General features: G+C 36.8%; 21 protein-coding genes and 4 tRNA genes. 21 read left to right on the forward strand and 4 right to left on the reverse strand.

The genetic code is table 11. From position 1 onward, the window contains the following. Positions 1-26: 26 nt before the first annotated feature. Positions 27-935 (reverse strand): glycine--tRNA ligase subunit alpha, encoded by a 909-nt coding sequence (gene glyQ / locus QV06_RS09060; RefSeq protein ID WP_065237861.1) that lies wholly within the window; start codon positions 933-935, stop codon positions 27-29. Between the two features lie 325 nt (positions 936-1,260). Between glyQ and nagB the strand changes: the two genes are divergently transcribed. The 6 genes from nagB to QV06_RS09090 all read left to right on the forward strand — a co-directional run bounded on the left by nagB (position 1,261) and on the right by QV06_RS09090 (position 3,777). After that, entirely contained in the window at positions 1,261-2,073 is an 813-nt protein-coding gene (gene nagB, locus QV06_RS09065) for a glucosamine-6-phosphate deaminase (protein WP_065237862.1), read from the forward strand. Then, complete coding sequence (nagA, locus tag QV06_RS09070) at positions 2,070-3,215, forward strand: N-acetylglucosamine-6-phosphate deacetylase (RefSeq protein ID WP_065237863.1); 1,146 nt, start codon at positions 2,070-2,072, stop codon at positions 3,213-3,215. Before nagB ends, nagA begins: the two co-directional genes overlap by 4 nt. Before the next feature lie 205 nt (positions 3,216-3,420). Continuing rightward, a tRNA-Met gene (locus QV06_RS09075) sits at positions 3,421-3,497 on the forward strand. Between the two features lie 4 nt (positions 3,498-3,501). Then, positions 3,502-3,586 (forward strand) — tRNA-Leu (locus tag QV06_RS09080). Between the two features lie 9 nt (positions 3,587-3,595). Further along, a tRNA-Gln gene (locus tag QV06_RS09085) sits at positions 3,596-3,670 on the forward strand. 32 nt (positions 3,671-3,702) lie between these two features. Continuing rightward, positions 3,703-3,777, forward strand: a tRNA-Gln gene (locus QV06_RS09090). 34 nt (positions 3,778-3,811) lie between these two features. Here the strand turns inward: QV06_RS09090 and QV06_RS09095 are convergent. Further along, entirely contained in the window at positions 3,812-4,627 is an 816-nt protein-coding gene (locus tag QV06_RS09095; RefSeq protein ID WP_065233978.1) for an NAD-dependent epimerase/dehydratase family protein, read from the reverse strand. A gap of 113 nt (positions 4,628-4,740) precedes the next feature. Here QV06_RS09095 and QV06_RS09100 point away from each other — a divergent pair, with 113 nt between their 5' ends. From QV06_RS09100 to tehA, 5 genes are all read left to right on the forward strand, one after another. Beyond that, on the forward strand, positions 4,741-5,280 hold the full coding sequence (locus tag QV06_RS09100) for a cytochrome b (protein ID WP_065237864.1): 540 nt from the start codon (positions 4,741-4,743) through the stop codon (positions 5,278-5,280). A gap of 200 nt (positions 5,281-5,480) precedes the next feature. After that, on the forward strand, positions 5,481-6,782 hold the full coding sequence (gene tig / locus QV06_RS09105; protein WP_065237865.1) for a trigger factor: 1,302 nt from the start codon (positions 5,481-5,483) through the stop codon (positions 6,780-6,782). A 112-nt stretch (positions 6,783-6,894) separates the two neighbouring features. Further along, on the forward strand, positions 6,895-7,482 hold the full coding sequence (gene clpP / locus QV06_RS09110; protein ID WP_065237866.1) for an ATP-dependent Clp endopeptidase proteolytic subunit ClpP: 588 nt from the start codon (positions 6,895-6,897) through the stop codon (positions 7,480-7,482). Between the two features lie 11 nt (positions 7,483-7,493). Beyond that, the gene (clpX, locus tag QV06_RS09115; RefSeq protein WP_065237867.1) at positions 7,494-8,744 is read left to right on the forward strand and encodes an ATP-dependent protease ATP-binding subunit ClpX; all 1,251 of its coding nucleotides are present in this window, start codon (positions 7,494-7,496) and stop codon (positions 8,742-8,744) included. Between the two features lie 241 nt (positions 8,745-8,985). Beyond that, entirely contained in the window at positions 8,986-9,939 is a 954-nt protein-coding gene (gene tehA / locus QV06_RS09120) for a dicarboxylate transporter/tellurite-resistance protein TehA (RefSeq protein WP_065237868.1), read from the forward strand. A 234-nt stretch (positions 9,940-10,173) separates the two neighbouring features. On the opposite strand, the gene xylB is transcribed toward tehA, so the two are convergent. Continuing rightward, positions 10,174-11,619: a xylulokinase gene (gene xylB, locus QV06_RS09125; protein WP_065237869.1), complete on the reverse strand. Its 1,446-nt coding sequence runs from the start codon at positions 11,617-11,619 to the stop codon at positions 10,174-10,176. Positions 11,620-11,704: 85 nt separating this feature from the next. Further along, complete coding sequence (xylA, locus tag QV06_RS09130; protein ID WP_065233972.1) at positions 11,705-13,024, reverse strand: xylose isomerase; 1,320 nt, start codon at positions 13,022-13,024, stop codon at positions 11,705-11,707. A gap of 270 nt (positions 13,025-13,294) precedes the next feature. Between xylA and QV06_RS09135 the strand changes: the two genes are divergently transcribed. The 10 genes from QV06_RS09135 (at position 13,295) to QV06_RS09180 (ending at position 23,881) form a co-directional block, all read left to right on the forward strand. Then, complete coding sequence (locus tag QV06_RS09135; RefSeq protein WP_065237870.1) at positions 13,295-14,467, forward strand: MalY/PatB family protein; 1,173 nt, start codon at positions 13,295-13,297, stop codon at positions 14,465-14,467. A gap of 2 nt (positions 14,468-14,469) precedes the next feature. After that, complete coding sequence (gene nhaC, locus QV06_RS09140; protein ID WP_065237871.1) at positions 14,470-15,909, forward strand: Na+/H+ antiporter NhaC; 1,440 nt, start codon at positions 14,470-14,472, stop codon at positions 15,907-15,909. A gap of 391 nt (positions 15,910-16,300) precedes the next feature. Continuing rightward, complete coding sequence (gene nrfA, locus QV06_RS09145; RefSeq protein ID WP_156542035.1) at positions 16,301-17,776, forward strand: ammonia-forming nitrite reductase cytochrome c552 subunit; 1,476 nt, start codon at positions 16,301-16,303, stop codon at positions 17,774-17,776. Between the two features lie 73 nt (positions 17,777-17,849). After that, positions 17,850-18,458, forward strand: coding sequence for a cytochrome c nitrite reductase pentaheme subunit (gene nrfB / locus QV06_RS09150; RefSeq protein WP_065237873.1), 609 nt, complete (start codon positions 17,850-17,852; stop codon positions 18,456-18,458). Further along, complete coding sequence (gene nrfC / locus QV06_RS09155) at positions 18,455-19,129, forward strand: cytochrome c nitrite reductase Fe-S protein (RefSeq protein ID WP_065237874.1); 675 nt, start codon at positions 18,455-18,457, stop codon at positions 19,127-19,129. Before nrfB ends, nrfC begins: the two co-directional genes overlap by 4 nt. Then, positions 19,126-20,085 carry a cytochrome c nitrite reductase subunit NrfD gene (nrfD, locus tag QV06_RS09160; protein WP_065237875.1) on the forward strand — a complete coding sequence of 320 codons (960 nt, stop codon included), beginning with the start codon at positions 19,126-19,128 and terminating at the stop codon, positions 20,083-20,085. The genes nrfC and nrfD overlap by 4 nt, the downstream gene beginning before the upstream one ends. Positions 20,086-20,173: 88 nt before the next feature. Next, entirely contained in the window at positions 20,174-22,084 is a 1,911-nt protein-coding gene (locus tag QV06_RS09165) for a heme lyase CcmF/NrfE family subunit (protein WP_065237876.1), read from the forward strand. A 3-nt stretch (positions 22,085-22,087) separates the two neighbouring features. After that, complete coding sequence (locus QV06_RS09170) at positions 22,088-22,633, forward strand: DsbE family thiol:disulfide interchange protein (protein WP_065237877.1); 546 nt, start codon at positions 22,088-22,090, stop codon at positions 22,631-22,633. Then, positions 22,630-23,085 carry a heme lyase NrfEFG subunit NrfF gene (gene nrfF, locus QV06_RS09175; RefSeq protein ID WP_065237878.1) on the forward strand — a complete coding sequence of 152 codons (456 nt, stop codon included), beginning with the start codon at positions 22,630-22,632 and terminating at the stop codon, positions 23,083-23,085. Before QV06_RS09170 ends, nrfF begins: the two co-directional genes overlap by 4 nt. Beyond that, on the forward strand, positions 23,078-23,881 hold the full coding sequence (locus tag QV06_RS09180) for a TPR domain-containing protein (protein ID WP_065237879.1): 804 nt from the start codon (positions 23,078-23,080) through the stop codon (positions 23,879-23,881). Before nrfF ends, QV06_RS09180 begins: the two co-directional genes overlap by 8 nt. Positions 23,882-23,967: the final 86 nt, after the last annotated feature.

Genomic DNA, 23,967 nt, shown 5'->3' on the forward strand with positions numbered 1-23,967 from the left:
TCTCCTCATAATTAAAGGGTTAGAAATTATTTTTTGCAACCAGGGAAACCTAATGCTTCACGGCTTGCATAATAGGCTTCAGCAACACCTTTCGTTAATGCACGAATTCGTAAGATATAACGTTGGCGTTCAGTTACTGAAATCGCTTTACGTGCATCCAGCAAGTTAAAACTATGTGCAGCTTTTAAAATTCTTTCATAAGCCGGTAATGGTAACGGTTTCTCTAAAGAGAGTAAGTATTGTGCTTCTTTTTCATATTGCTCAAAACATTTAAATAAGAAGTCAACATCAGCATATTCAAAGTTATATGTTGATTGCTCTACTTCATTTTGATGGAACACATCACCATATGTTGTTTTACCTAATGGCCCATCCGACCAAACAAGATCATAAACACTGTCCACACCTTGAATATACATTGCCAAACGTTCTAAACCATAGGTAATTTCACCTGTTACCGGTCTGCACTCCAAACCGCCGACTTGTTGGAAATAAGTAAATTGTGTCACTTCCATACCATTTAGCCATACTTCCCAACCAAGCCCCCATGCACCTAAAGTTGGATTTTCCCAGTTATCTTCAACAAAACGGATATCATTTTGGGTTGGATCAAAGCCAAGCATTTTTAACGAACCTAAATAAAGTTCTTGGATATTGTCTGGTGAAGGTTTAATTACTACTTGGAACTGATAGTAGTGTTGTAAACGGTTTGGGTTTTCCCCATAACGACCATCAGTTGGACGGCGAGAAGGTTGTACATAAGCAAATGCCATTGGTTCTGGGCCTAATGCGCGTAATGCCGTCATCGGGTGCGATGTTCCTGCACCAACTTCCATATCAAACGGCTGCACAATCGTACAACCTTGTTCTGCCCAATATGCTTGTAACGCCAAGATCATGCCTTGGAATGTTTTGATATTAAATTGTGTAGTCATAATAAAATCTTCGATCAGTTTACATAAATTCGCATATTCTACTTGATTTTTATTGGATTGAGTAGGCTAAAGCAGTCAGCATCTTCTGATTTTTATATGCTGTTTTAATCCGGAATACTTCTAGCAAAAAGTATTTTTGCACAGACTATCTTCACCATTTTTTAATTTTTAAATGCAAACAATATTGAATAAAAATCTACCATTTTCTGCACAAAAAACATTCTTAAAAAACTAAGAAAAAATGAACTTTGGAGCAAAATTAATGTTATAATAAAAATAATGAAGTTTTATTTTAAAATTTATCCATTAAACAAGGAGCCATCTTATGCGTCTTATTCCATTACAAAACGATCAACAAGTTGCTAAATGGGCAGCTCGCCATATTGTCGATAGTATCAATCGTTTTGCTCCAACCGCAGAACGTCCTTTCGTTTTAGGTTTACCAACTGGCGGTACCCCACTCGCCACCTATAAAGAATTAATCAAACTTTATCAACAAGGGGAAGTCAGTTTTAAACACGTTGTTACGTTTAATATGGATGAATATGTAGGATTACCAAAAGAACATCCTGAAAGTTATCACTCTTTTATGTTCAATAACTTCTTCAATCATGTTGATATCCAACACGAAAATATTAATATTCTTAACGGCAATACTGATGACCACGATGCAGAATGCCAACGTTATGAAGATAAAATTAAATCTTACGGTAAAATTCACTTATTTATGGGCGGTGTAGGTGAAGATGGTCATATCGCATTTAACGAACCAGGTTCATCTCTATCTTCTCGTACCCGTATCAAAACATTAAATGAAGATACCCTGATTGCGAATTCACGTTTCTTTAATAATGATATTAACCAAGTACCAAAATATGCATTAACCATTGGTGTTGGTACATTATTAGATGCTGAAGAAGTAATGTTATTAATCACTGGTTATCGTAAAGCCCTAGCATTACAAGCTGGAGTTGAAGGAGCAGTAAATCATCTTTGGACAATCAGTGCATTACAAATGCATAGTCGTGCAATTTTTGTTTGTGATGAAGCCGCTACCCAAGAATTAAAAGTGAAAACTGTTAAATACTTTAAAGAACTAGAATCACACGCTATTCACAGTGTAAGAGAATTAAAATGAAACAATATGCATTAACTAACTGCGTTATCTATACTGGCTCGCAAGTATTGTATGATCACGCAGTTATTATCAACGAAGACAAAATTGAAAATATCGTAAAACACCAAGATCTGCCTGCAAATCTTGAACAAGTTGATCTAAACGGTGCTAACTTATCTGCTGGCTTTATTGATCTGCAACTTAATGGTTGTGGTGGAGTAATGTTTAATGATAATTGCTCTGTTAAAACCTTAGAAATTATGCAGGCAACCAATCTCAAATCAGGGACAACTAGCTTTTTACCTACTTTTATTACTGCACCTGATGAAGAAATGAAGCACGCTATTACCGTAATGCGTGACTATTTAGCGAAGCATAAAAATCAAGCATTAGGCCTACATTTGGAAGGCCCTTATCTCAGCAAAGAGAAAAAAGGCGTCCATCGTGAAGAGTTTATTCGTGAAATTTCTGATGAAATGTTAGCGTTCTTGTGTGATAACGCCGAGGTTATTAGCAAAATAACTATTGCAGCAGAAAATCCAACCGCTGACTTTATTCCTCAATTTATTGATAAAGGAATTATTGTTTCGATTGGTCACTCTAATGCAAGCAGTGAAGTCGCAAATCAACGTTTTGCTCAAGGCGCTACCTTTGCAACTCACCTACATAATGCAATGTCGCCCGTTTCCTCTGGTCGAAATATGGGAGTAGTGGGTGCTGTATTAGATAATCCTAATGTTTATACTGGCATTATCGTAGATGGTTTACACGTCACTTATGGTAATGTGCGTATCGCTAAACAGTGTAAACAAGACAAATTATGTTTAGTCACTGACGCTACTGCCGCAGCAGGGGCAGATATTGAATCATTCCAATTTGTCGGTAAGACTGTCTATGTCCGAGATCATAAATGTTATGATGCTAATGGCACTATTGGCGGTTCAGCAGTCACAATAATCGAAGCCATTCAAAATTGTGTAAATGAAGTTGGTATCAATTTAGATGAAGCAATTCGTATGGCAACATTATACCCAGCAAGAGCAATTCGTGTTGATCATCAACTAGGCAGTATCGAAGCCGGTAAGATTGCAAATCTCACTGCGTTTAACCACAAATTTGAGGTATTAGGTACCGCTGTTAATGGTAAGTGGTTATTTAATTAATACTTTTCTATATAGATTGTGATGAATAAATCTCATCACAATCTTTCTCTTTTCTATGGTTTTTCCTCTATCTATTCATTAAATTTGTAAAAAAATGAACAAATTGTCTATTCTCTATGCGAACAAGCTAAAAAATCTTTTTTTCTAAAAAAAGTTGTTGACGAGGATAGGATATATCAGCATAATTAGCGCCGCAAAAGCGAATGGCTATGTAGCTCAGTTGGTTAGAGCACAACACTCATAATGTTGGGGTCACAGGTTCGAATCCCGTCATAGCCACCAGTTAGCGGGAATGGCGAAATTGGTAGACGCACCAGATTTAGGTTCTGGCGCCGTGAGGTGTGTGGGTTCAAGTCCCTCTTCCCGCACCATTTTAAAGTTGGGGTATCGCCAAGCGGTAAGGCACCGGGTTTTGATCTCGGCATCCCTAGGTTCGAATCCTAGTACCCCAGCCATCTTCTGAAATCTACTTTTACTATATTCCTGTTGGGGTATCGCCAAGCGGTAAGGCACCGGGTTTTGATCTCGGCATCCCTAGGTTCGAATCCTAGTACCCCAGCCATCTTTCTTTTGTTAACTCTTTTTCTTGTTTTTAATTACATCATTTCTGGATCTGGATATTGATATACAAAGTCTAAATCTTGGCAGATTTTATCCGCTGAGATGATACGTTCCATTGGTTCACTTTCCTCTGCAAACTGTGGTAATGGCAATGCTAATTTTTCTGCTGCCTTTGTATAATACTCAGCTTTTAATGGGTGGATCGGTGCCGCTAAATTATAACGTCGGTGATATGAAGGGGTTTCTAATAATAGCTGAATCGCGCGTAAACAATCTGTTAAATGCACCAAATTAATGGTTTGTTGAGCGCCTTGAATATTTTGTTTACCTGATAAATGATGTACTGGATGTCTATCTTCACCCACTAAGCCTGCAAAACGAATAATGTCCACATCAATATCTTGCAATTCCCATAACCGTTGTTCAATTTCTAATAACGCCTTACCAACATCTGAAGTAGGCTGTGGTAAGTAATCTTCATCAAAAACACCAGAAATCATTGGATAAACCGAAGTTGAACTAATGAAAATAATATGTTGCACATTATGTAATAATGCTTCGGTAAGCAGATTTTCAACACTAAGAACGTAATTGTTGAGGTCAAAAAAATATTCACTTGGCGGGATGTTAATGATCAGGCTATCTACACTTAATAGGGCTTCTAAATCATCAGGATCAGCATTAATCATAGGGGTTAGTTCAAGATAATAGCTCTCAACTCGCTGTAACCGCATCTGCTCCACGCCTTCATGCGTTCGTTTACTTCCCTTCACTTCCCAACCTAGACTTTGTAAATAACGTGCAAGAGGGAAACCTAACCAGCCTAATCCAACGATTGCAACACTTTTCATACTTGTTTTATCCAGCGTTTATCTTCAAAATAGTTTCTCATTTTCTCCTCATTCTAAGACAATAAAATGAAATCACAAGCGATTATGTTTGTTATCACTACTAGGAGCTTTCTATGTCATCAAAATACCCAACACTTCAAATTTTCTTACATTGGCTATCCTTATTCTTCGTGTTAATTACCTATTTCAGCATTCAAGCCCAAGATGTAGATCTTACTTTGGATTGGTATGATTTAATGGTGAATACACACTATACCTTTGGTATTTGTGTCTGGGGAATTATCTTCGTTCGACTTATTGTTCGTCATCTTTATTTAAAACAGACACCAGCAATTACACCAACACCGCCAGTATGGCAAACTAAACTTGCCCACTACGTTCATTTAGCTTTATATCTTTTCTTTATTTTGATTCCAATTTTTGGCGCTTTAACTGTATTAAATAAAGGAAGTGATCTCACTTTTGCGAATTACTCAATTATTGCTGGCTTTAATCCTAATCCAGAAACAGCGCATACCTTAAAGGAAATCCATGAAACATTAGTTAATATCGCTATGGCTTTGGTCGTTTTACACGCTATCGCAGCATTATTCCATCACTATATCGTCAAAGATAATACCTTATTAAGAATGATGCCTCACAAATCTAAATAAATTCCTTTAGTAAAATTGAGCGAACAATAAACAACTACCCGTTTTTATCGTTCGCTTTCTCGACATATTACTTATGAATAAGCTATAATCGGGCGTTCAATTTTTTAATACACTCGTATTATTGTACACAATCAATAATTATCTTTTGCGTGTTCGGTAGATAGGTTGCCGAGTACAATCATTTTTTTGAGGTAGCATAAATGCAAATTTCAGTAGAAACAACTCAAGGATTAGAACGCCGTATTAGCATTACCGTACCGGCAGATGTAATCGAACAAGCTGTTCGTGAAGAATTAAAAAGAGTAGCAAAAACTGCTCGTATTGATGGTTTCCGTAAAGGAAAAGTACCACCTAGCATTATCGAAAAACGTTTCGACGCATCTGCTCGTCAAGACGTATTAGCTGATGTGATGCAACGTCATTTCTTCGATGCTATCATCCAAGAAAAAATTGACTTAGCAAGCCGTCCAACATTTGCACCAGAACAATATAAAGTAGGTGAAGACCTTACTTTCTCTGCAACTTTTGAAGTTTATCCAGAAGTTGAAATTAAAGGTTTAGAAAATATCAAAGTAGAAAAACCAGTTGTTAAAATCACTGATGCTGATGTAGATAAAATGGTTGATACTCTACGTAAACAACAAGCAACTTGGGAAGAAAAAGCAGAAGCTGCACAAGCAGATAGCCGTGTAACTATCGATTTTGTTGGTACTATTGATGGTGAAGAATTCGAAGGCGGTAAAGCAACTGACTTCGTATTATTCATGGGGCAAGGTCGTATGATTCCTGGTTTTGAAGATGGTATTGTTGGTCACAAAGCTGGCGAACAATTTGATGTTGATGTTACTTTCCCAGAAGAATATCACGCCGAAAACTTAAAAGGTAAACCAGCGAAATTTGCAATTACTTTGAAGAAAGTAGAAGTCATGGTATTACCAGAACTTACTGATGAATTTGTTGCTAAATTTGGTCCAAACACTAAAACAGTTACTGACCTCCGCAATGAGATCGTGAAAAATATGCAACGTGAACTTGATAATGCAGTAACAGCAAACATCAAAACTCAAGTATTAGATGGTTTAATTGAGCAAAACGATATTGATGTACCAAGCTCTGCGGTTGATCAAGAAGTTGATGTATTACGTCAACAAGCTGCACAACGTTTCGGCGGTAATGCACAACAAGCATTAGAATTACCACGTGAAATCTTTGAAGAACAAGCTAAACGTCGTGTTAAAGTTGGTTTGTTACTTAGCACAGTCATTTCAAGCAACGAATTAAAAGTGGATGAAGATCGTGTGAAAGCAATGATTGCAAGTATTGCTTCTGCATACGAACAACCACAAGAAGTTGTTGATTATTACAGCCAAAACAAAGAACTTTCTAATAACATCCGTAATGTTGTTTTAGAAGAACAAGCTGTTGATGTAATTCTTGAGAAAGCACAAGTATCTGAAGTTGAAAAATCTTTTGATGATATTATGAACGCACCTCGTGCATAATTCAGTCGAAATTAATCTTCATTCAAGCTATTAAGTGCGGTTATTCTAGACCGCACTTTTTCTATTTTTAATTGCTGCCTCATTCTGAGGTTTGCTGACAACAGGAGAAAATATGGCATTGGTCCCTATGGTTATCGAACAAACTTCACGTGGTGAACGCTCGTTCGATATTTATTCTCGATTACTTAAAGAACGTGTTATTTTTTTAACTGGCGAAGTAGAAGATAATATGGCAAACCTTATCGTTGCCCAATTATTATTCTTAGAATCAGAAAACCCAGATCAAGATATTAATCTCTATATCAACTCCCCTGGTGGTTCCGTCACAGCAGGTATGGCAATTTACGACACTATGCAATTTATCAAACCTGATGTACGTACTCTCTGTATCGGTCAGGCTTGTTCAATGGGAGCCTTCCTTCTTGCCGGTGGTGCAGCAGGTAAACGTTTTGCTTTACCACATTCTCGTGTGATGATTCACCAACCATTAGGTGGTTTTAGAGGTCAAGCATCTGATATTCAAATTCATGCACAAGAGATCTTAAAAATTAAGGAAACCTTAAATCAACGCCTAGCTTTCCATACCGGTCAGCCATTAGAGGTTATCGAAAAAGATACTGATCGTGATAACTTTATGTCAGCGGAAGCTGCCAAAGCTTATGGCTTGATTGATACTGTATTAACTCATCGCGATCAATAAGTGAGTAAAGTATGTCAGATAAACCAGAAAATAATGAAAAATTCTACTGTTCTCTTTGTGGTAAAGAAAAACATGAAGTAGAAAAATTAATTGCTGGCGTTTCAGGCTATATCTGTAATGAATGTGTAGAAACCTGCCACGACTTATTGTCCGCTGAAGCAAATTCAGCTGCAGAAGAAGAGTCATCAGATCAAACTGAATCAGATGCAATTCCTACTCCGCACGAAATTCGTGCCCATTTAGATAATTATGTCATTGGACAGGATCAAGCAAAAAAGACCCTAGCTGTTGCAGTCTATAACCACTATAAACGTTTACGCAGTAATGAAAGCGATCTTGATGTTGAACTTGGTAAAAGTAATATTTTATTAATTGGGCCAACTGGAAGTGGGAAAACATTCTTAGCCCAAACGCTAGCTCGCCAGCTCAATGTTCCTTTTGCGATTGCCGATGCAACAACATTAACTGAAGCTGGTTATGTAGGCGAAGATGTAGAAAATATTATCCAACGCCTTTTACAAAACTGTGAATACGATACAGATAAAGCAGAGAGAGGCATTATCTATATTGATGAAATTGATAAGATTTCACGTAAATCAGAAAATCCATCAATTACTCGTGATGTCTCAGGTGAAGGTGTGCAACAAGCCTTATTAAAATTAATTGAGGGAACAGTTGCTTCTGTGCCACCACAAAGCGGTCGTAAACATCCACAACAAGAGTTTTTGAAAGTAGATACCTCAAAAATTCTATTTATCTGTGGTGGGGCATTTGCTGGACTTGATAAGATTATCGGTAAACGAACTGACAAAGATCGTGGAATTGGTTTTAGTGCTGAAGTCAATAGCAAACAAGATGAGCAAAATATTACTGAACTCTTCGCTCAAGTTGAAACAGAAGACTTAATTAAATTCGGTTTAATTCCTGAATTTGTCGGACGCCTACCAGTAATAGCAACCTTAGCGGAATTAGATGAAGAAGCATTAATCAATATTCTTACCGTACCGAAAAATGCACTAATTAAGCAATATCAAGCGCTATTTAAACTCGAAAATGTAGAACTTGAGTTTTCACCAGAAGCCTTAAAAGCGATTGCACAAAAAGCATTAGCACGTAAAACAGGAGCACGCGGTTTACGTTCTATTGTGGAAAATATCTTACTCGATACTATGTATGATCTTCCGTCTTTAACTGGCTTAAAGAAAGTAGTAATTGATCAAGATGTGATTGAGAATAAGTCATTACCGAAATTAGAGTATTAATTTAAAGTGGGGAAATTACCCCACTTTATCATTTTTGTAGTGATAGGAATTATCTCTGTTATATCAATAATTATTATTAAAAAGAACTATATATCTAAAAATATAGATATTCTCCTTCTCAACTCAACTTAATATCTATCATAAATGACGCATTTTGATGATTTCTCAAGTCTTTTTATAGAGAAGAAAAATATATTTAGATCAGAATATATATCCTATTTAATAAACATTTGGATTTAATATGAATAAGAAATTTATTAACTTACCAATTAGTTATTTCAGTATTACCTTAGGGCTATTTGCTTTAGGTCTCGCTTGGAAACAATTTGAACAAAGTAAGCAATTATCAAATATTATATCGTCTAGCCTATTAGCTAGCACATCAATTATATGGTTCCTATTTATCTTACTTTACTCAATTAAGATCATTGCTCGCCAAGAAAGCGTAAAAAATGAATTCTTAAATCAAATTCAGTGTTGTTTTTTCAGCCTTTTACCTATAACACTACTATTATTTAGTTTAAGCATAAAACCTTTTATTTTACCTAGTATATCTACTAGTCTAATTTTTATTGGCACAATCTTACAACTCGCATTTTCTACTTACCGTGCCGCTGGATTATGGAAAGGTAATCATCCTTTTGAAGCCACCACACCTATCCTCTATTTACCCACTGTTGCCGCCAATTTTGTTAGTGCTATCGCCTTAACTTCATTAGGTTTAACCCAATATGCAGTAATCTTTTTTGGTATGGGAATGATTTCTTGGATTACATTAGAACCTGCAATTTTACAACGCCTACGCAATAGTTCTAGTATTGAAGAAGGTTTACGCCCAACATTAGGGATTCAACTCGCTCCGGCTTTCGTTGCTGCCAATACTTACTTACACATTGTTGATGGTCATATAGATTATTTCGTTCTCGCCATTATTGGCTATGGTATGTTACAGCTATTATTTTTATTTCGTTTACTACCCTGGATTATAAACAATAGCTTTAAAATTTCACTGTGGGCATTTTCATTTGGTGCAGCGGCAATGGCAACAGTTGGGGTTTATCTAATACATACCACCGAATTTCAACTAGATATACTTGGCTATTTATTTTTTATTTTAGGGAATATCATTATAATATTTTTAACTTTAGGTACATTAAAACAGCTTATTACAGGAAAATTCTTTCCTCTTCAATAGAAAAATGCGGTTCTTATACCGCATTTCTTATAATAAAAAAGAAAAATAAAATTTTTCCTAAAAATATTAACACATCTACAGTAAGAATTTTTTTGTGTAGTAAAATAGTTACTAAAAAGTGGCTTAAAGCCTTGTACTATATGCTTTTAAACCACTTTTTACCAATTTTTTTGTCCTATATGCTTGAAAATAACTGTCCAACTTTTACAGTAGATCAGTTAGAAGAAAGACGTGCTAAAAATATTTCACACGTTGATATAACTGTTTAAATTTCTCGTATTTTGCACGATACAACTTAAATTGTTGTGGATCTGGTAAATAACGCGCCTCTAGTTGTAAAGGCGGACAAAACTCAGCAATAGGTTGTTCTGGATGTAATGCCATTTGTGCTAATTTCGCTGCACCCAATGCAGGTCCCACATCACCACCGAGGCGATATTCAAAGGTTTTACCGCTAATATCTGCCAATAATTGCCGCCAGAAATGACTCTTCGCTCCACCACCAATTAAGGTAATGGATTCAGCAGTTACGCCTGTTTCATGCAATACTTCAATACCTTCCGTTAATGCAAAACTTACGCCTTCTACAACGGCTCTCGCCATTTCAGCCTGTGTTGTATCATGGTGTAATCCCCAGAATACACCTGTTGCATAAGGATCATTATGTGGAGTACGTTCGCCAGAAAGGTATGGTAAAAATAGTACATCTTTACTACTTTTCGCCTGTTCTGCTAAAGCAAAGAATTTCGCAATATCATTAATTCCTAACGCTTTATTTGCCCAATCAATACAAGAAGCTGCACTCAACAATACTGACATTAAATGCCAACGTTCTGGTAAAGCATGGCAGAAACTATGTACCGCTTTAGTTGGATTACTCACATAGTAATCCGTCACCACAAAGTAAACACCAGAGGTACCGAGAGATAACATTGCTTGTCCTGCTTTATATAAGCCAACCCCAATCGCACCAGCAGCATTATCTCCACCACCAGCAATCACTGGTACAGCTTGCATTCCCCACTCTTGAGCCAACTCTGGTAGTAACTTCCCTGTAATTGCATTTCCTTCTACTAAACGCGGCATTTGTTGCTCGGTCAATCCACACGCTTGCAACAACTCATTACTCCAACATCTATTACCAACATCTAGCCACATCGTACCTGCTGCATCGGACATTTCACTCACATAATCCCCTGTGAGCAATAAACGTAAATAATCTTTTGGTAATAATACTTTCGCTATCTTACGAAATACCTCAGGTTCATTTTTCTCAATCCATTTGATTTTTGGTGCCGTGAAGCCAGGCATCATTAAATTGCCTGTGATTTCACGTGAATTTGGTACTAATTGTTCTAATTCATGACATTCTGCAAAACTACGTCCATCGTTCCACAAAATGGCTGGATATAACACCTCATCCTGAGCATCCAACATCACTGCACCATGCATTTGTCCAGTTAAACCAATGGCTTTTACTACGGATAAATCCTGCTCTGTCGCTAATTGACTTAAACATTGTTGCAATGCTAGCCACCAATCTGCCGGATCTTGTTCTGACCATAATGGCTGACGGCGTGTTACTGTAAGGGGTGCTGTGGTTGTAGCAACAATATGTTGCTGTTCATCCAACAATACCGCTTTAATTCCTGATGTCCCTAAATCAATACCGAGATACATAGTACCTCCCCATACCTTTTATTTAACCAATCACTTATAAATAAAGAAGAAGGAACAAAAACTTGTTCCTTCTTTTGTCTCCTTTTTATTTATAGATATAAGAATTTACGATATTTTCTAATAGTTCTTGACGACCTGATACTGGTGCTGGAGCAAGATCTTGTTGTACAACATGGTTCGCTAAATCAGCAAGAGAAAGTTTTCCAGTAAGAATATCTTGACCAAATTTCGCATCCCAACCTGCATAACGTTGATCTTTAAGTGCTTGTAAACGATCATTTTCAATCATTTCAGCTGCAATTAAGAGTGAACGTGCTAACACATCAATACCACCAATGTGTGCATGAACAAGATCATAGCGATCAATACTTTGTCTGCGGATTTTCGCATCAAAGTTGAAACCACCAGTGCCTAAACCACCAGCTTTTAAGATTTCATAAATCACTAACGCATTTTCTTCAACGCTATTTGGGAATTGGTCTGTATCCCAACCAAGTTGAGCATCACCACGGTTTGCATCAATAGATCCTAAAATACCTAATGCTGCAGCAGTAGCGACTTCATGTTGGAATGTATGTCCTGCAAGTGTTGCGTGGTTTGCTTCGATATTTACTTTAATTTCTTTTTCTAGACCAAATTGTTTTAAGAAACCATAAACTGTTGCAACATCATAATCATATTGGTGTTTAGTTGGTTCTTGTGGTTTTGGTTCAATTAACAATGTACCTTTGAAGCCAAGTTTATATTTATTTTCTACCACTAATTGCATGAAGCGACCAAGTTGTTCACGTTCACGTTTAAGATCAGTATTTAATAAAGTTTCATAACCTTCACGTCCACCCCATAACACATAGTTTTCACCACCTAATTTATGTGTTGCTTGCATTGCGTGGAACACTTGAGTTGCTGCACAAGCAAAAACTTCTGGGTTTGGATTACTTGCAGCACCTGCCATATAACGTTTATTAGTAAAGCAGTTTGCTGTACCCCATAAAAGTTTAATTCCTGTTTCTGCTTGTTTTTGTGCTAATACATCAACAATCGTTGAGAAATTATAGATATAGTCTTTGAATGAATTGCCTTCTGGTGCAACATCCACATCATGGAAACAATAGTAAGGAACGCCTAATTTTTTAATAAATTCAAATGCAATATTTGCTTTTTCTTTCGCTGCATCTAATTCAGTTGGATTTTTTTGCCAAGGACGATCCAATGAAGCAGTACCAAACATATCTGTACCATTCCAGCAGAAAGTATGCCAATAACATACAGCTAAACGTAAATGTTCTGCCATAGTTTTGCCTAATACAACACGATTTGCATCGTAATAACGATAAGCAAATGGATTTGTAGATTGTGGACCTTCATATTTTACTTGTTCAATTTGATCAAAATAAGTTGTCATTTTTAAGCTCCTTGCATGAGTAATAAATTAGCGTTGTGCAAAGAGTAAATATGAAAAAACAACTCTTCAATTATGTTATTTCTTTTTCTAATTTAGATAATTATTTTTTGTGATAAATATCACATTTCAAGAAAAATCTCTTTATTTTCAATATTGTGAGAAGTATCACAGAAACAAAAAATCATAATCCAATAATCAAATTTTACAATTTTTCTAATGAAAGTTTTCTTTATATTCATCTGTAATAATTCATACACACTTGCTAAAAAAATGAACAAATATAATTTTGATAAACTTACAAATCGTTATAACACTTATTCCGCAAAATGGGACGAGGCAATCTTACGTAATTATCTAAATGTGATCCCACTTTCAGTAGCTGACATGGATTTACCTACTGCTCCAGAAATAATTAATGCTATTTCTAAAGCAAACAATGGTATATATGGTTACACTATTTGGGGTACTCAATATCAACAAACAGTTGCAAATTGGTTAGCTCGCCATCATAACTTTCATGTTAATCCTAAAGAAATTGTTCATTGTCCTCGAGTAATTCAAGGAATCTCTATTTTTCTTAATCAATTTACTAAAGAGGGAGACAATATTGGTATTTTCACTCCTTCTTATGCACCAATAATGAACTGTATTAGCCTTAATAAGCGTTGCATTGTACCTTGTGAGCTAATATATCAAAATTATCAATATCAAATTAATACAGAAAAATTAGAATCTTGTTTTCAAAAAATTAAGGTTTTCATCCTTATCTCACCACATAATCCAACTGGCATTGTATGGAATAAAGAACAGCTTAAACTAATCTGTCAGCTTGCAGAAAAATACCAAGTTTTTATTATTTCTGATGAAGTTCATGCTGATTTTGTATTTGATACACAACACCTGGTTATTGCTAAATTAAGTAACTATGTCGCAGAACATTCTATGATTTGTACCTCTCTAGCAAAAACATTTAATATTCCAGGGTTAGAAATTAGTAACTTAGTAATTAAAAATGAACAAATCCGAACTGAATTTCAACAAACACTAATACGCTTTGGTTTTCATAATCCAAATTATTTTAGCATTCCTGCTTTCTATACTGCTTATACTCAATGTGATCAATGGCTTCTAGAATTAAAACAATATATTGCAAAAAATAAGCAAATTGTCGCTGACTACTTCTCACAATATTTACCACAATTAAAAATCATAAAAACACAAGGTACTTATTTAATGTGGATAAATTATGCAGATCTCGCTTTAACACCAGCCGAATTTAAACAAGTTATTTTACAGCAGGCAAATATTGAACTCTCGTGGGGAGAAGATTTTGGCCAGGAAGGAAAATATTTTTTCCGTTTAAACGTTGCGTTACCACAAAGAGCCTTGCTGGATTGCTTAAATAGAATTCACCTTGCATTAACCACATACAAAGGAGATTAATGATGAAGAACAAACAACACCGCTTACCCACACTTTTTGAAGCACTGATACCTATCTTATCTATGCTAGTATTGCTCGGTTTAGGCTATGCCTTTTTTAATCTACCGCCTGAACCGCTAATGGTCATCGCCACGGTTATTGCTGGCGTAATGGCGATTCGGCTAGGCTATAGCTATAACGATATTCTCAATGCTATTGCTGATAAAATTGCCAAAACAATGCCCGCACTTTTAATTTTAATTAGTGTTGGGCTACTAATTGGAACCTGGATTAGCGGCGGAACTATCCCAATGTTGATCTATTATGGTTTAAAAGTGATCGACCCTAAATTTCTCTATGTTACCGCCTTAGTGCTTACTTCTGTCGTGTCTATCTGTACAGGAACATCTTGGGGATCGGCTGGTACTGTTGGTGTCGCCTTTATGGGCGTGGCAATAGGGCTAGATGCCAACCTTGCCGCCACCGCAGGGGCTGTGGTGGCAGGTGCTTACTTCGGCGATAAGCTCTCCCCTCTTTCCGACACCACCAATATTGCCGCAGCCGCCACCAAAGTGAATTTATATGAACATATTTTTCACTTACTTTATACTACCTTACCCTCATTTCTACTGGCCGCAACAGTCTATATTATTTATGGGCTAAATATTGAAGTAACTGAAGTTGCCACGCCTGAAAAAGTCGCTAATATGCTGACTGGGCTTGAAAGCATCTATCATTTCAACCTACTTTTACTTGTGCCAGTAGTGATTATTTTATGGGGATCTATCAGCAAAAAACCTACTATTCCAGTGATGTTAATCTCGGCATTAGTCGCCATATTTAATGCCGTGTTTATTCAACATTTTCAATTTGCTGATGTGATGAACAGTGCATTAAATGGCTTTAATGTCTCAATGATTCATAATGACGCTATTCAAGTGAATGCCGATTTAAGTCGATTACTCAATCGTGGCGGAATGAACTCAATGATGGGAACATTGCTCATCTGTTTCTGTGCTTTATCATTTGCTGGCACATTATCAGTGAGTGGCTCACTGAATATTATCTTAGAAAAATTGCTGACTATGGTGAAATCAACCGCCTCTCTTATCATCACCACTATTGCTTGTGGTTTAACGATGATCGGCGTAACCTGTAACGGACAGATCTCTATCTTAATCCCTGGAGAAATGCTACGCAAAGCCTATATTGAACGAGGTTTACATCCTAAAAATTTAGGCCGTACCGTAGAAGATTCTGCAACGATTATCGAACCAATTCTCCCTTGGACAGCCGCAGGAGCTTATATGGCTGGCACGCTCGGTGTAGCAACCTTGTCTTACCTACCTTGGGCAATTTTATGCTGGAGTGGTATATTCTTTGCCACCTTATGGGGATTAACTGGTTTTGGCATTGCGAAACTTTCTTCAGAACAGCAAAAACTATTTTTAAAAGATGCATAAATAATCAACTTGTATATTTGTTAGGCAAGAAGAACAATTCTTGCCTAATTTTTTATAATCAATCGTTCTTTATAGCAAAAGATACTCATTAATAGGTACAAAAATAAAACTATCAACCTTTTGATTTAATTACTTTTTATAACCATTAATTGGTACAAACAGTAACTTTTATCTCATTTCTATTTTCTTTCTCTAAAACTTTTTGATTAATCTCAAAAAACTGCAATATAACCTTAGAATTATTGTGAGTATTTGGATAAAGTAAGCGATGCTTATAACTATATCTTCCTTGTATTTCCAAGGGATGGAGATACAAAGATAAATAAAACGTTGTTATTAGTGAATAACTATTTATGTTGGGGTAATTATCGTGAAAACTTTAAAACAAGCGATGTTTTTATTATTAGCAAGTGCCGCCACTGTGGGAGTGAACGCTGCACATGCTGCTGATCAAACAGCAACAAATCCTGCATCGGATCAAACACAGCAAAAAGCAGACAAATTTAAAGATATGAAATTTGATATTGATAAAGTATCTGTACGCAATGATCTTTATGCAGAAAAATATCCTTTACAATATCAATCTTGGCTAAGCACCAAACAATCAGAAAAAATTGGTGATGCATTAGCAGAAGATCCTCGCTTAGTGGTGTTATGGGGAGGATATTTATTCTCCGTAGACTATAACCATCCTCGTGGTCACTATTATGCTATTACTGACGTACGTAACATTTTGCGTACTGGTGCACCAAAAGATGAAACTAGTGGTCCACAACCAGCCGCTTGTTGGACTTGTAAAAGCCCTGATGTTGCACGTTTAATTACTGAAAAAGGTGAAGATGGCTATTTTGGTGTGAAATGGGCAAAATGGGGTAATGAAATCGTTAATCCTATTGGTTGTGCTGACTGTCATGATACTAATTCTGCTGCCTTTGCTAAAGGGGAACCAGCACTTCGCATTGCTCGTCCACACGTTTTACGTGCATTAGATAAAGTCAATTGGAACTTTGAACGTTCTGACCAAACCGATAAACGTGCAGCAGTTTGTGCTAACTGTCACGTTGAATATTACTTTGCAGGTGACAAGAAAACCGTTACTTTCCCTTGGGATAATGGCTTGAGTGTGGAAGATATGGAAGCTTACTATGACAATCTTAAATTTAAAGATTGGGTACACTCTCTTTCTAAAGCACCAATGTTGAAAGCACAACACCCAGACTTTGAAATCTGGACAATGGGTATGCACGGTAAAAATGGTGTAACCTGTGTAGATTGTCATATGGCAAAAACTCAAGCTCCAGATGGACGTGTTTATACTGATCACAATATCGGTAACCCATTTGATAACTTCCAAAATACCTGTGCAAATTGCCATGATCAAAGTAAAGAAAAATTACAAGGTATCGTGAATTCTCGCAAAGAACGTGTTACCCAAATGTTGATTAAATTAGAAGATCAACTTGTTCATGCGCACTTTGAAGCGAAAGCGGCTTGGGATGCTGGTGCTACAGAAGATGAAATGAAAGATGCACTACAAGATATTCGCCATGCTCAATGGCGCTGGGATTATACTTCTGCAAGCCACGGTGCTTATATGCACGCACCTGAAGTAGCATTAAATGTATTAGGTACTGGATTAGACAAAGCAGCTGATGCACGTCGTAAACTTGCGGTCATCTTAACTAAACATAATGTTAACCAACCAGTTGCAATTCCTGATATCTCTACCAAAGAAAAAGCTCAGGCAGCGATTGGTATCGATATGGATAAACATAAACGTGAAAAAGAAGAGTTCTTAAAAACTGTTGTTCCTCAATGGGATAAAGAAGCAAAAGAAAAAGGCTTATTGCCAGCTGATGCAAAATAAACCTTATCCTAGTTTGCCTCAGTCTTAAGACTGAGGCATCCAAAAAACGCTGTATTTAGTCGAGGAAAAAATAATGAACTTCTACGCTATGTTGAAAAAAGGGCTAGTTACCAGCATCACTGTTGGGTTATTTGCCTTTGCATTCAGTGCAAATGCTGAAAACAATACCAATCCTACTGGTAATTCAGCCAATACGTTGACCTATCAACCAAAATTGGAAAATCAACGTGATCCAAACCAATATTGTGCAAAATGCCATAAATTTAATGATCAACAATTTCATGGTACGCATTTAAGCCAAGTTAGCCCAAATACGGGTAAACCTATTACCTGCGTAAGTTGTCATGGCAAAATTTCTGAAGATCACCGTCGTGGTGTTAAAGATGTGATGCGTTTTCATGGTGATATTTTTGATGGCAAAACACCAATGTACACAGTGCAAGAACAAAACCAAGTTTGTTTCGCTTGTCATAAACCAGAAAAATTAAGAGAAAAATTCTGGGCTCATGATGTTCATGCGATGAAATTGCCTTGCGCAAGTTGCCATACATTACACCCTGAACATGATGCCATGAAAGATATTCAGCCAAAACAACGAGTGAAATTATGTGTGGATTGTCATGGTAAACAACAAGCAATCCGTGAAGAAAAAGCAAAACAACCAACTAAGGATGCACAATGAATTGTTCACGCCGCAACTTTGTTTCAGGTATTGGCGCACTAATGTTAGTTGCAGGAACAACGAATAAAACATTAGCAACGGCCTTATCTGAGGAAAAAGACAAACGCTACGGAATGTTGCACGATGAACGCAGCTGTATTGGTTGTACAGCTTGTATGGATGCTTGTCGAGAAGTAAACCATGTCCCTGAAGGGGTTTCTCGTCTGCAAATTATCCGTAGTGAACCTTATGGTGAATTTCCAAATGTAGAATATGAGTTCTTTCGTCACTCTTGCCAACATTGTAGTAATGCACCTTGTGTTCATGTTTGCCCTACTGGAGCATCATTTATTGATGCAAAAACAGGAATCGTTGACGTTAATAAAGATCTCTGTGTCGGCTGCCAATACTGTATTGCAGTTTGTCCATATCGTGTTCGTTACATTAACCCGCTTACTAAAGCTGCGGATAAATGTAACTTCTGTCGTGATACAAATTTAGCAAAAGGTAAATTGCCAGCGTGTGTGGAATCTTGTCCAACTAAAGCACTAACTTTCGGTGATCTGAATGATCCAAATAGCGAAATTTCTAAGAAAATTCGTCACGATCAAGTTTACCGTACTAAAGTTGAACTTGGCACAGAACCAAATCTTTACCATATTCCAAGCAAACACGGGGAGATCAGACGATGAGTAGTCCATTTCATTTCCCATCTCTCGTGTGGGACGAAATTATTGCCATTTATCTCTTTTTATTAGGGATTTCAGCTGGTGCTACAATGTTAGCTGTATTATTAAAACGCAGTGGTCTAGCAGGCTCAAACCCAGCACAGAATAATGTGATTCGTTGTGCAGCAATTATTGCACCTGTCACTATTATTTTAGGTTTAGTCATTTTGATCTTCCACCTTACCAAACCTTGGACATTCTGGTATTTGATGTTCAATTACCACCACACGTCAATTATGTCTATGGGGGTAATGTTATTCCAAATCTATATGGCATTCCTTTTATTATGGTTAGCCTTTATTTTCCAAGATTTGGTAGCACAACTAATTAATCGTTTTGTACCAAAACTTAGCTTTATTCATCGTATTATCGTGAATTTAGCCCGTTTTAGTTCACCAATAGAAATCATCTTAATTTTCCTTTCTGTTCTGTTAGGAGCTTATACTGGTTTCTTATTATCAGCATTAATTAGTTATCCAATGTTGAATAACCCAGTATTGCCTGTTTTATTCCTTGCATCAGGAACATCTTCAGGTATTGCAGCATTAATCTTGGCGACCGTATTATTTACCAAAGAAAGTACTCATTCAGCAGCACTTAACTTTGTCCACAAATTTGAATTGCCTGTTGTCTTAATTGAAGCTTTCCTATTATTTGCATTCTGTATTGGTTTATATTTAGGCGGCGGACAAAAGACTGTGGCAATCTATAATGCAGTCGGCAGTGGTTTCTGGGCATATGTATTCTGGATTGGTTTAGTCGGTATCGGATTAGTTGTACCAACACTATTAAACGCAATCGCTTCAAATGATATGAAACATCGCAAAGGTTTCATCATTTTGGTGACAACATTAAGTTTAATTGGTGTATTATGCTTACGTTTCTGGGCATTATATGCGGGGCAAATGACCCTTGCTTAACTACAAGGACTTAGAGAGAAAGTGATATGTTGTTAAACAACATATCACTTTCATTTTTTAACTTTACTCCTGATGTAATGATATTTTTATGCTAGCGGAATTAGGATTTATCAGCTTATTATTCGTGACAATATTCACGGCGTGTTTAACACTACTGCCTGCCTACGGCATCTGGCGTAAAAATTCATTTCTAATGCAACTCGCTCAGCCATTGAGCTTACTCTATGCTATTTTTACTACCACAACGCTAGTAATTCTGGCTTATGCCTTTGCGACCAATGATTTTTCATTAGAATATGTTGCCCAACATTCTAATTCTCATCTTCCCCTGTTTTATCAAATTGCAGCAACATGGGGTGGGCATGAAGGCTCAATGTTATTCTGGTTATTCTCACTTTCAATTTGGACAGGTTGCTTTGCGTGGTTCAATCGTCACACTGATCCTCGATTGATCACAATGACACTTTCCATTATGGGGTTAATCGGTTTTTGTTTTGCCCTATTTATTTTAGGTTTATCTAATCCTTTTCAACGCTTATTCCCTGCTGCACTTGAAGGACGTGATCTCAATCCAATGTTGCAGGATATTGGCTTAATCGTACATCCACCGTTGCTATATCTAGGATATGTTGGTTTTGCAATTAATTTTGCCTTAATCATTGCCTCACTAATCACCCAACAATTTAATGCAGCATTAGCACGCCTATGCCGTCCTTGGGTTCTCGCCTCTTGGGCATTTCTCACAGTAGGTATTATTTTAGGATCCTGGTGGGCATATTATGAATTAGGTTGGGGTGGCTGGTGGTTTTGGGATCCTGTCGAAAATGCCTCTTTAATGCCTTGGTTATTAGCCACTGGTTTATTACACGGCTTAATCATTTATGAAAAACGAGGCATTTTGATTTACTGGGTAATGCTATTATCTATTTTTACCTTTGCTTTAAGCCTGTTAGGCACTTTTATCGTACGTTCAGGTGTTCTCGCTTCTGTACACGCATTTACCATTGATCCACAACGTGGTCACGCTCTATTGGCAATCTTCTTTTTATTTACCATAGGTGGCTTAATCCTGTTTGCACTACGTGCCAATAATCCTCCTTCCATTGTACGTTTCCATGCGATATCTAAAGAATCAGCACTACTTATTACTAATATACTATTTGCATTAGCAACACTGATTGTCTTTGTCGGTACTTTTTATCCAATGATTTTTACTATGATGGGCTGGGGTAGTATTTCTGTCGGTACACCTTATTTTAACCGTCTGTTTCTGCCATTATTATTTCTCTTATTAGGTTTGATGATTTTTGCCCCACAAGCAACCTGGCAAAAGCTTCCACTTGCCAAGATAAAACGAGCTAGCTATTGGGTTATTCCCGCAATTATACTGACCTTTTTACAAATTTGGCAACAACACACTTTTCAAACGATTGAGATAACTTCATTATCCCCGATTGCTATCAGTTTATTAATCCTTGCTTGGTGGATGTTGTTTAATACATTATTTGCTCGTTGGTATTTTGACCTAAAACAGTGGGGTATGCGTTTAGCTCACATAGGTCTAGCAATCAGTGTTATTGGTGGCACAATCAGCAATTATTACGCTGAAGAAATCAGTGTCAAAATGAAAGCAGGAGATACCCAAACCTTACACCAATATCAATTTACTTATTTAGGTTATCGTAACGAAATTGGTCCAAACTATACGGCAGAAAAAACTTTTTTTGCAATTCATCAATGGCAAAAACCGATTGCTCAGGTCAGTGCAGAACGCCGTTTTTATGATGTGCGCACGATGAATATGAGCGAAGTTGGTATTGTTTGGGGTTGGTTCCAAGATCTCTATATTGTGATGGGGAATAAACTCTCTCCCGATGAATTTGCTTTCCGCCTACACTATAAACCTTATATTCGTTGGTTATGGTTTGGTGGATTATTAGTTATGCTAGGTGGTTTCTTAGCTATGTGGGCGGCAAGAAAACCAAAATTAAAAGGATAAATTATGAAACGCTGGTTACTCTTTATTCCTGTAATAGTGATCTTTGGGTTTGTCATTACGTTATTTTTCGGCTTAACCCAAGATCCATTACAAAAAATGCGAGATCATTTGCAAAAACCTCTTCCTACTTTCGCCCTAGCTGACTTAGAAAACAGTAGCAAAACCTGGCAGAATTCAGATTTTCCGCAGGGGCAAGTCTATCTAATCAATATTTGGGGTAGTTGGTGTCAATATTGCAAACAAGAATTTCCATTACTGCATAAAATCACTCAACAATATCAGATTCCAATCATTGGTATTGATTACTTAGATAAACGAGAAAATGCGCTAGCAACCTTACAGCAATTAGGCAATCCATTTAAACTCAATGCTTATGACAGTAAAGGCATATTAGCCGCAGAACTTGGAATTAATGGCGCACCTTATACCTTTATCATCGATAAAAAAGGGATAATCCGTTACTTTTTCGATGGTGGTGCAATCAATGAAACTATTTGGCAACAACAGATGTTACCCTTGATTCAACAATTACAAACGGAATCACTATGAAACGCATAATTCTCCTTTTGTTCGCTATTTGTAGCCTTGCTCAGGCAGAAATTGTTGATACATTTCAGTTTCATTCACCTGAAGCCCAACAGCGTGCAATTGCATTAGCAAAGACTTTACGTTGCCCACAGTGCCAAAATCAGAATTTAGTCGAGTCTAATGCCGCTGTTGCTTATGATTTACGCCTTGAAGTCTATCAAATGGTGAATCAAGGCAAAAGTAATGACGAGATTATTGCCATAATGACCGATCGTTTCGGTAATTTTGTTCGTTACGATCCACCATTCACTACCAATACCTATTTATTGTGGCTATTGCCACTATTTGGCGTAATTTTGGCTCTTGTGTGTAGTGGATTTTATTTATATAAACGTAAACAAACACGCCATTTGAGCGCACAACAACAGCAACAATTACAAGCCTTTCTGCAACAACAGGATCACCATGACTAATCTATTTTTCTTTATCTGTATCGGCTTAGCATTGATGATTATTCTCTTAATATTGTATTGCTATCGCCCTAGTCAAACACCTGATTATGAAAACCAGCAGCTAAATCAACAGTTATTAACACAACAATTAGCATATAGTAAGCGTTGCAATCCTCAATTAGTTAATGAAAGTGCTTACCGTTTCCTACAAGAACAAAAAACGTTTACTACATCACAAAACTTAAGCTTTTATCATCGTAATAGGGCAATATTATTAGGCATAATCATTTTTCTCTTAGTGCTAACTTATTATGCAACTACTCAACGTTGGCAAGCTGTTTTGCATCATCAAGCACAACCCGTTGTCACCTCTACACCACAAAAGCAGAATGAGGATATGATTCTCACTATACAGCGCAAACTACGTGAAAATCCCAATCAAGGCGAAAATTGGTATGAATTAGGTTTAGCCTATGCACAAAATAATGAATTTGATCATGCTTTAGAAGCCTACTCCCGAGCAGTCATTATTTTAGGCCGACAACCACAAATTCTTGGCGCCGCCGCAACTGCACTTTATTATCAAAATAATCAAACGATCACTGAACAAGCACAGCAATGGCTTGATGAGGCACTTAAAAAAGATCCAGAAGATACCACTTCACTCTTACTATTAGCTAATTATGCTTTCCAACAAGAAAACTATTCTCAAGCGATTAAGCTATGGCAACAAATCTTGGATAGTCAACGTAAAGTCGATCGGAAACTATTAATTAGAATGATGAATATTGCAGAGGAAAAAATTAGAGTGCAGTAATCTGTATTACTCAAATTGTTGACCAAACCTGAAATTAATCACAAATCTTAATAAATGTCTAATGGATTCCCTCTCACACTTGCCCG

Origin of the sequence: Gallibacterium genomosp. 3 (assembly GCF_001678475.1) — a bacterium.
In the GTDB taxonomy this organism is placed as follows: domain Bacteria; phylum Pseudomonadota; class Gammaproteobacteria; order Enterobacterales; family Pasteurellaceae; genus Gallibacterium; species Gallibacterium faecale.

Bases quoted from the DNA above. Each gene is read 5' to 3' on its own strand.
- glyQ (WP_065237861.1), bottom strand. From the start codon at position 935: ATGACTACACAATTTAATATCAAAACATTCCAAGGCATGATCTTGGCG.
- nagB (WP_065237862.1), top strand. From the start codon at position 1,261: ATGCGTCTTATTCCATTACAAAACGATCAACAAGTTGCTAAATGGGCA.
- nagA (WP_065237863.1), top strand. From the start codon at position 2,070: ATGAAACAATATGCATTAACTAACTGCGTTATCTATACTGGCTCGCAA.
- QV06_RS09095 (WP_065233978.1), bottom strand. From the start codon at position 4,627: ATGAAAAGTGTTGCAATCGTTGGATTAGGCTGGTTAGGTTTCCCTCTT.
- QV06_RS09100 (WP_065237864.1), top strand. From the start codon at position 4,741: ATGTCATCAAAATACCCAACACTTCAAATTTTCTTACATTGGCTATCC.
- tig (WP_065237865.1), top strand. From the start codon at position 5,481: ATGCAAATTTCAGTAGAAACAACTCAAGGATTAGAACGCCGTATTAGC.
- clpP (WP_065237866.1), top strand. From the start codon at position 6,895: ATGGCATTGGTCCCTATGGTTATCGAACAAACTTCACGTGGTGAACGC.
- clpX (WP_065237867.1), top strand. From the start codon at position 7,494: ATGTCAGATAAACCAGAAAATAATGAAAAATTCTACTGTTCTCTTTGT.
- tehA (WP_065237868.1), top strand. From the start codon at position 8,986: ATGAATAAGAAATTTATTAACTTACCAATTAGTTATTTCAGTATTACC.
- xylB (WP_065237869.1), bottom strand. From the start codon at position 11,619: ATGTATCTCGGTATTGATTTAGGGACATCAGGAATTAAAGCGGTATTG.
- xylA (WP_065233972.1), bottom strand. From the start codon at position 13,024: ATGACAACTTATTTTGATCAAATTGAACAAGTAAAATATGAAGGTCCA.
- QV06_RS09135 (WP_065237870.1), top strand. From the start codon at position 13,295: ATGAACAAATATAATTTTGATAAACTTACAAATCGTTATAACACTTAT.
- nhaC (WP_065237871.1), top strand. From the start codon at position 14,470: ATGAAGAACAAACAACACCGCTTACCCACACTTTTTGAAGCACTGATA.
- nrfA (WP_156542035.1), top strand. From the start codon at position 16,301: ATGTTTTTATTATTAGCAAGTGCCGCCACTGTGGGAGTGAACGCTGCA.
- nrfB (WP_065237873.1), top strand. From the start codon at position 17,850: ATGAACTTCTACGCTATGTTGAAAAAAGGGCTAGTTACCAGCATCACT.
- nrfC (WP_065237874.1), top strand. From the start codon at position 18,455: ATGAATTGTTCACGCCGCAACTTTGTTTCAGGTATTGGCGCACTAATG.
- nrfD (WP_065237875.1), top strand. From the start codon at position 19,126: ATGAGTAGTCCATTTCATTTCCCATCTCTCGTGTGGGACGAAATTATT.
- QV06_RS09165 (WP_065237876.1), top strand. From the start codon at position 20,174: ATGCTAGCGGAATTAGGATTTATCAGCTTATTATTCGTGACAATATTC.
- QV06_RS09170 (WP_065237877.1), top strand. From the start codon at position 22,088: ATGAAACGCTGGTTACTCTTTATTCCTGTAATAGTGATCTTTGGGTTT.
- nrfF (WP_065237878.1), top strand. From the start codon at position 22,630: ATGAAACGCATAATTCTCCTTTTGTTCGCTATTTGTAGCCTTGCTCAG.
- QV06_RS09180 (WP_065237879.1), top strand. From the start codon at position 23,078: ATGACTAATCTATTTTTCTTTATCTGTATCGGCTTAGCATTGATGATT.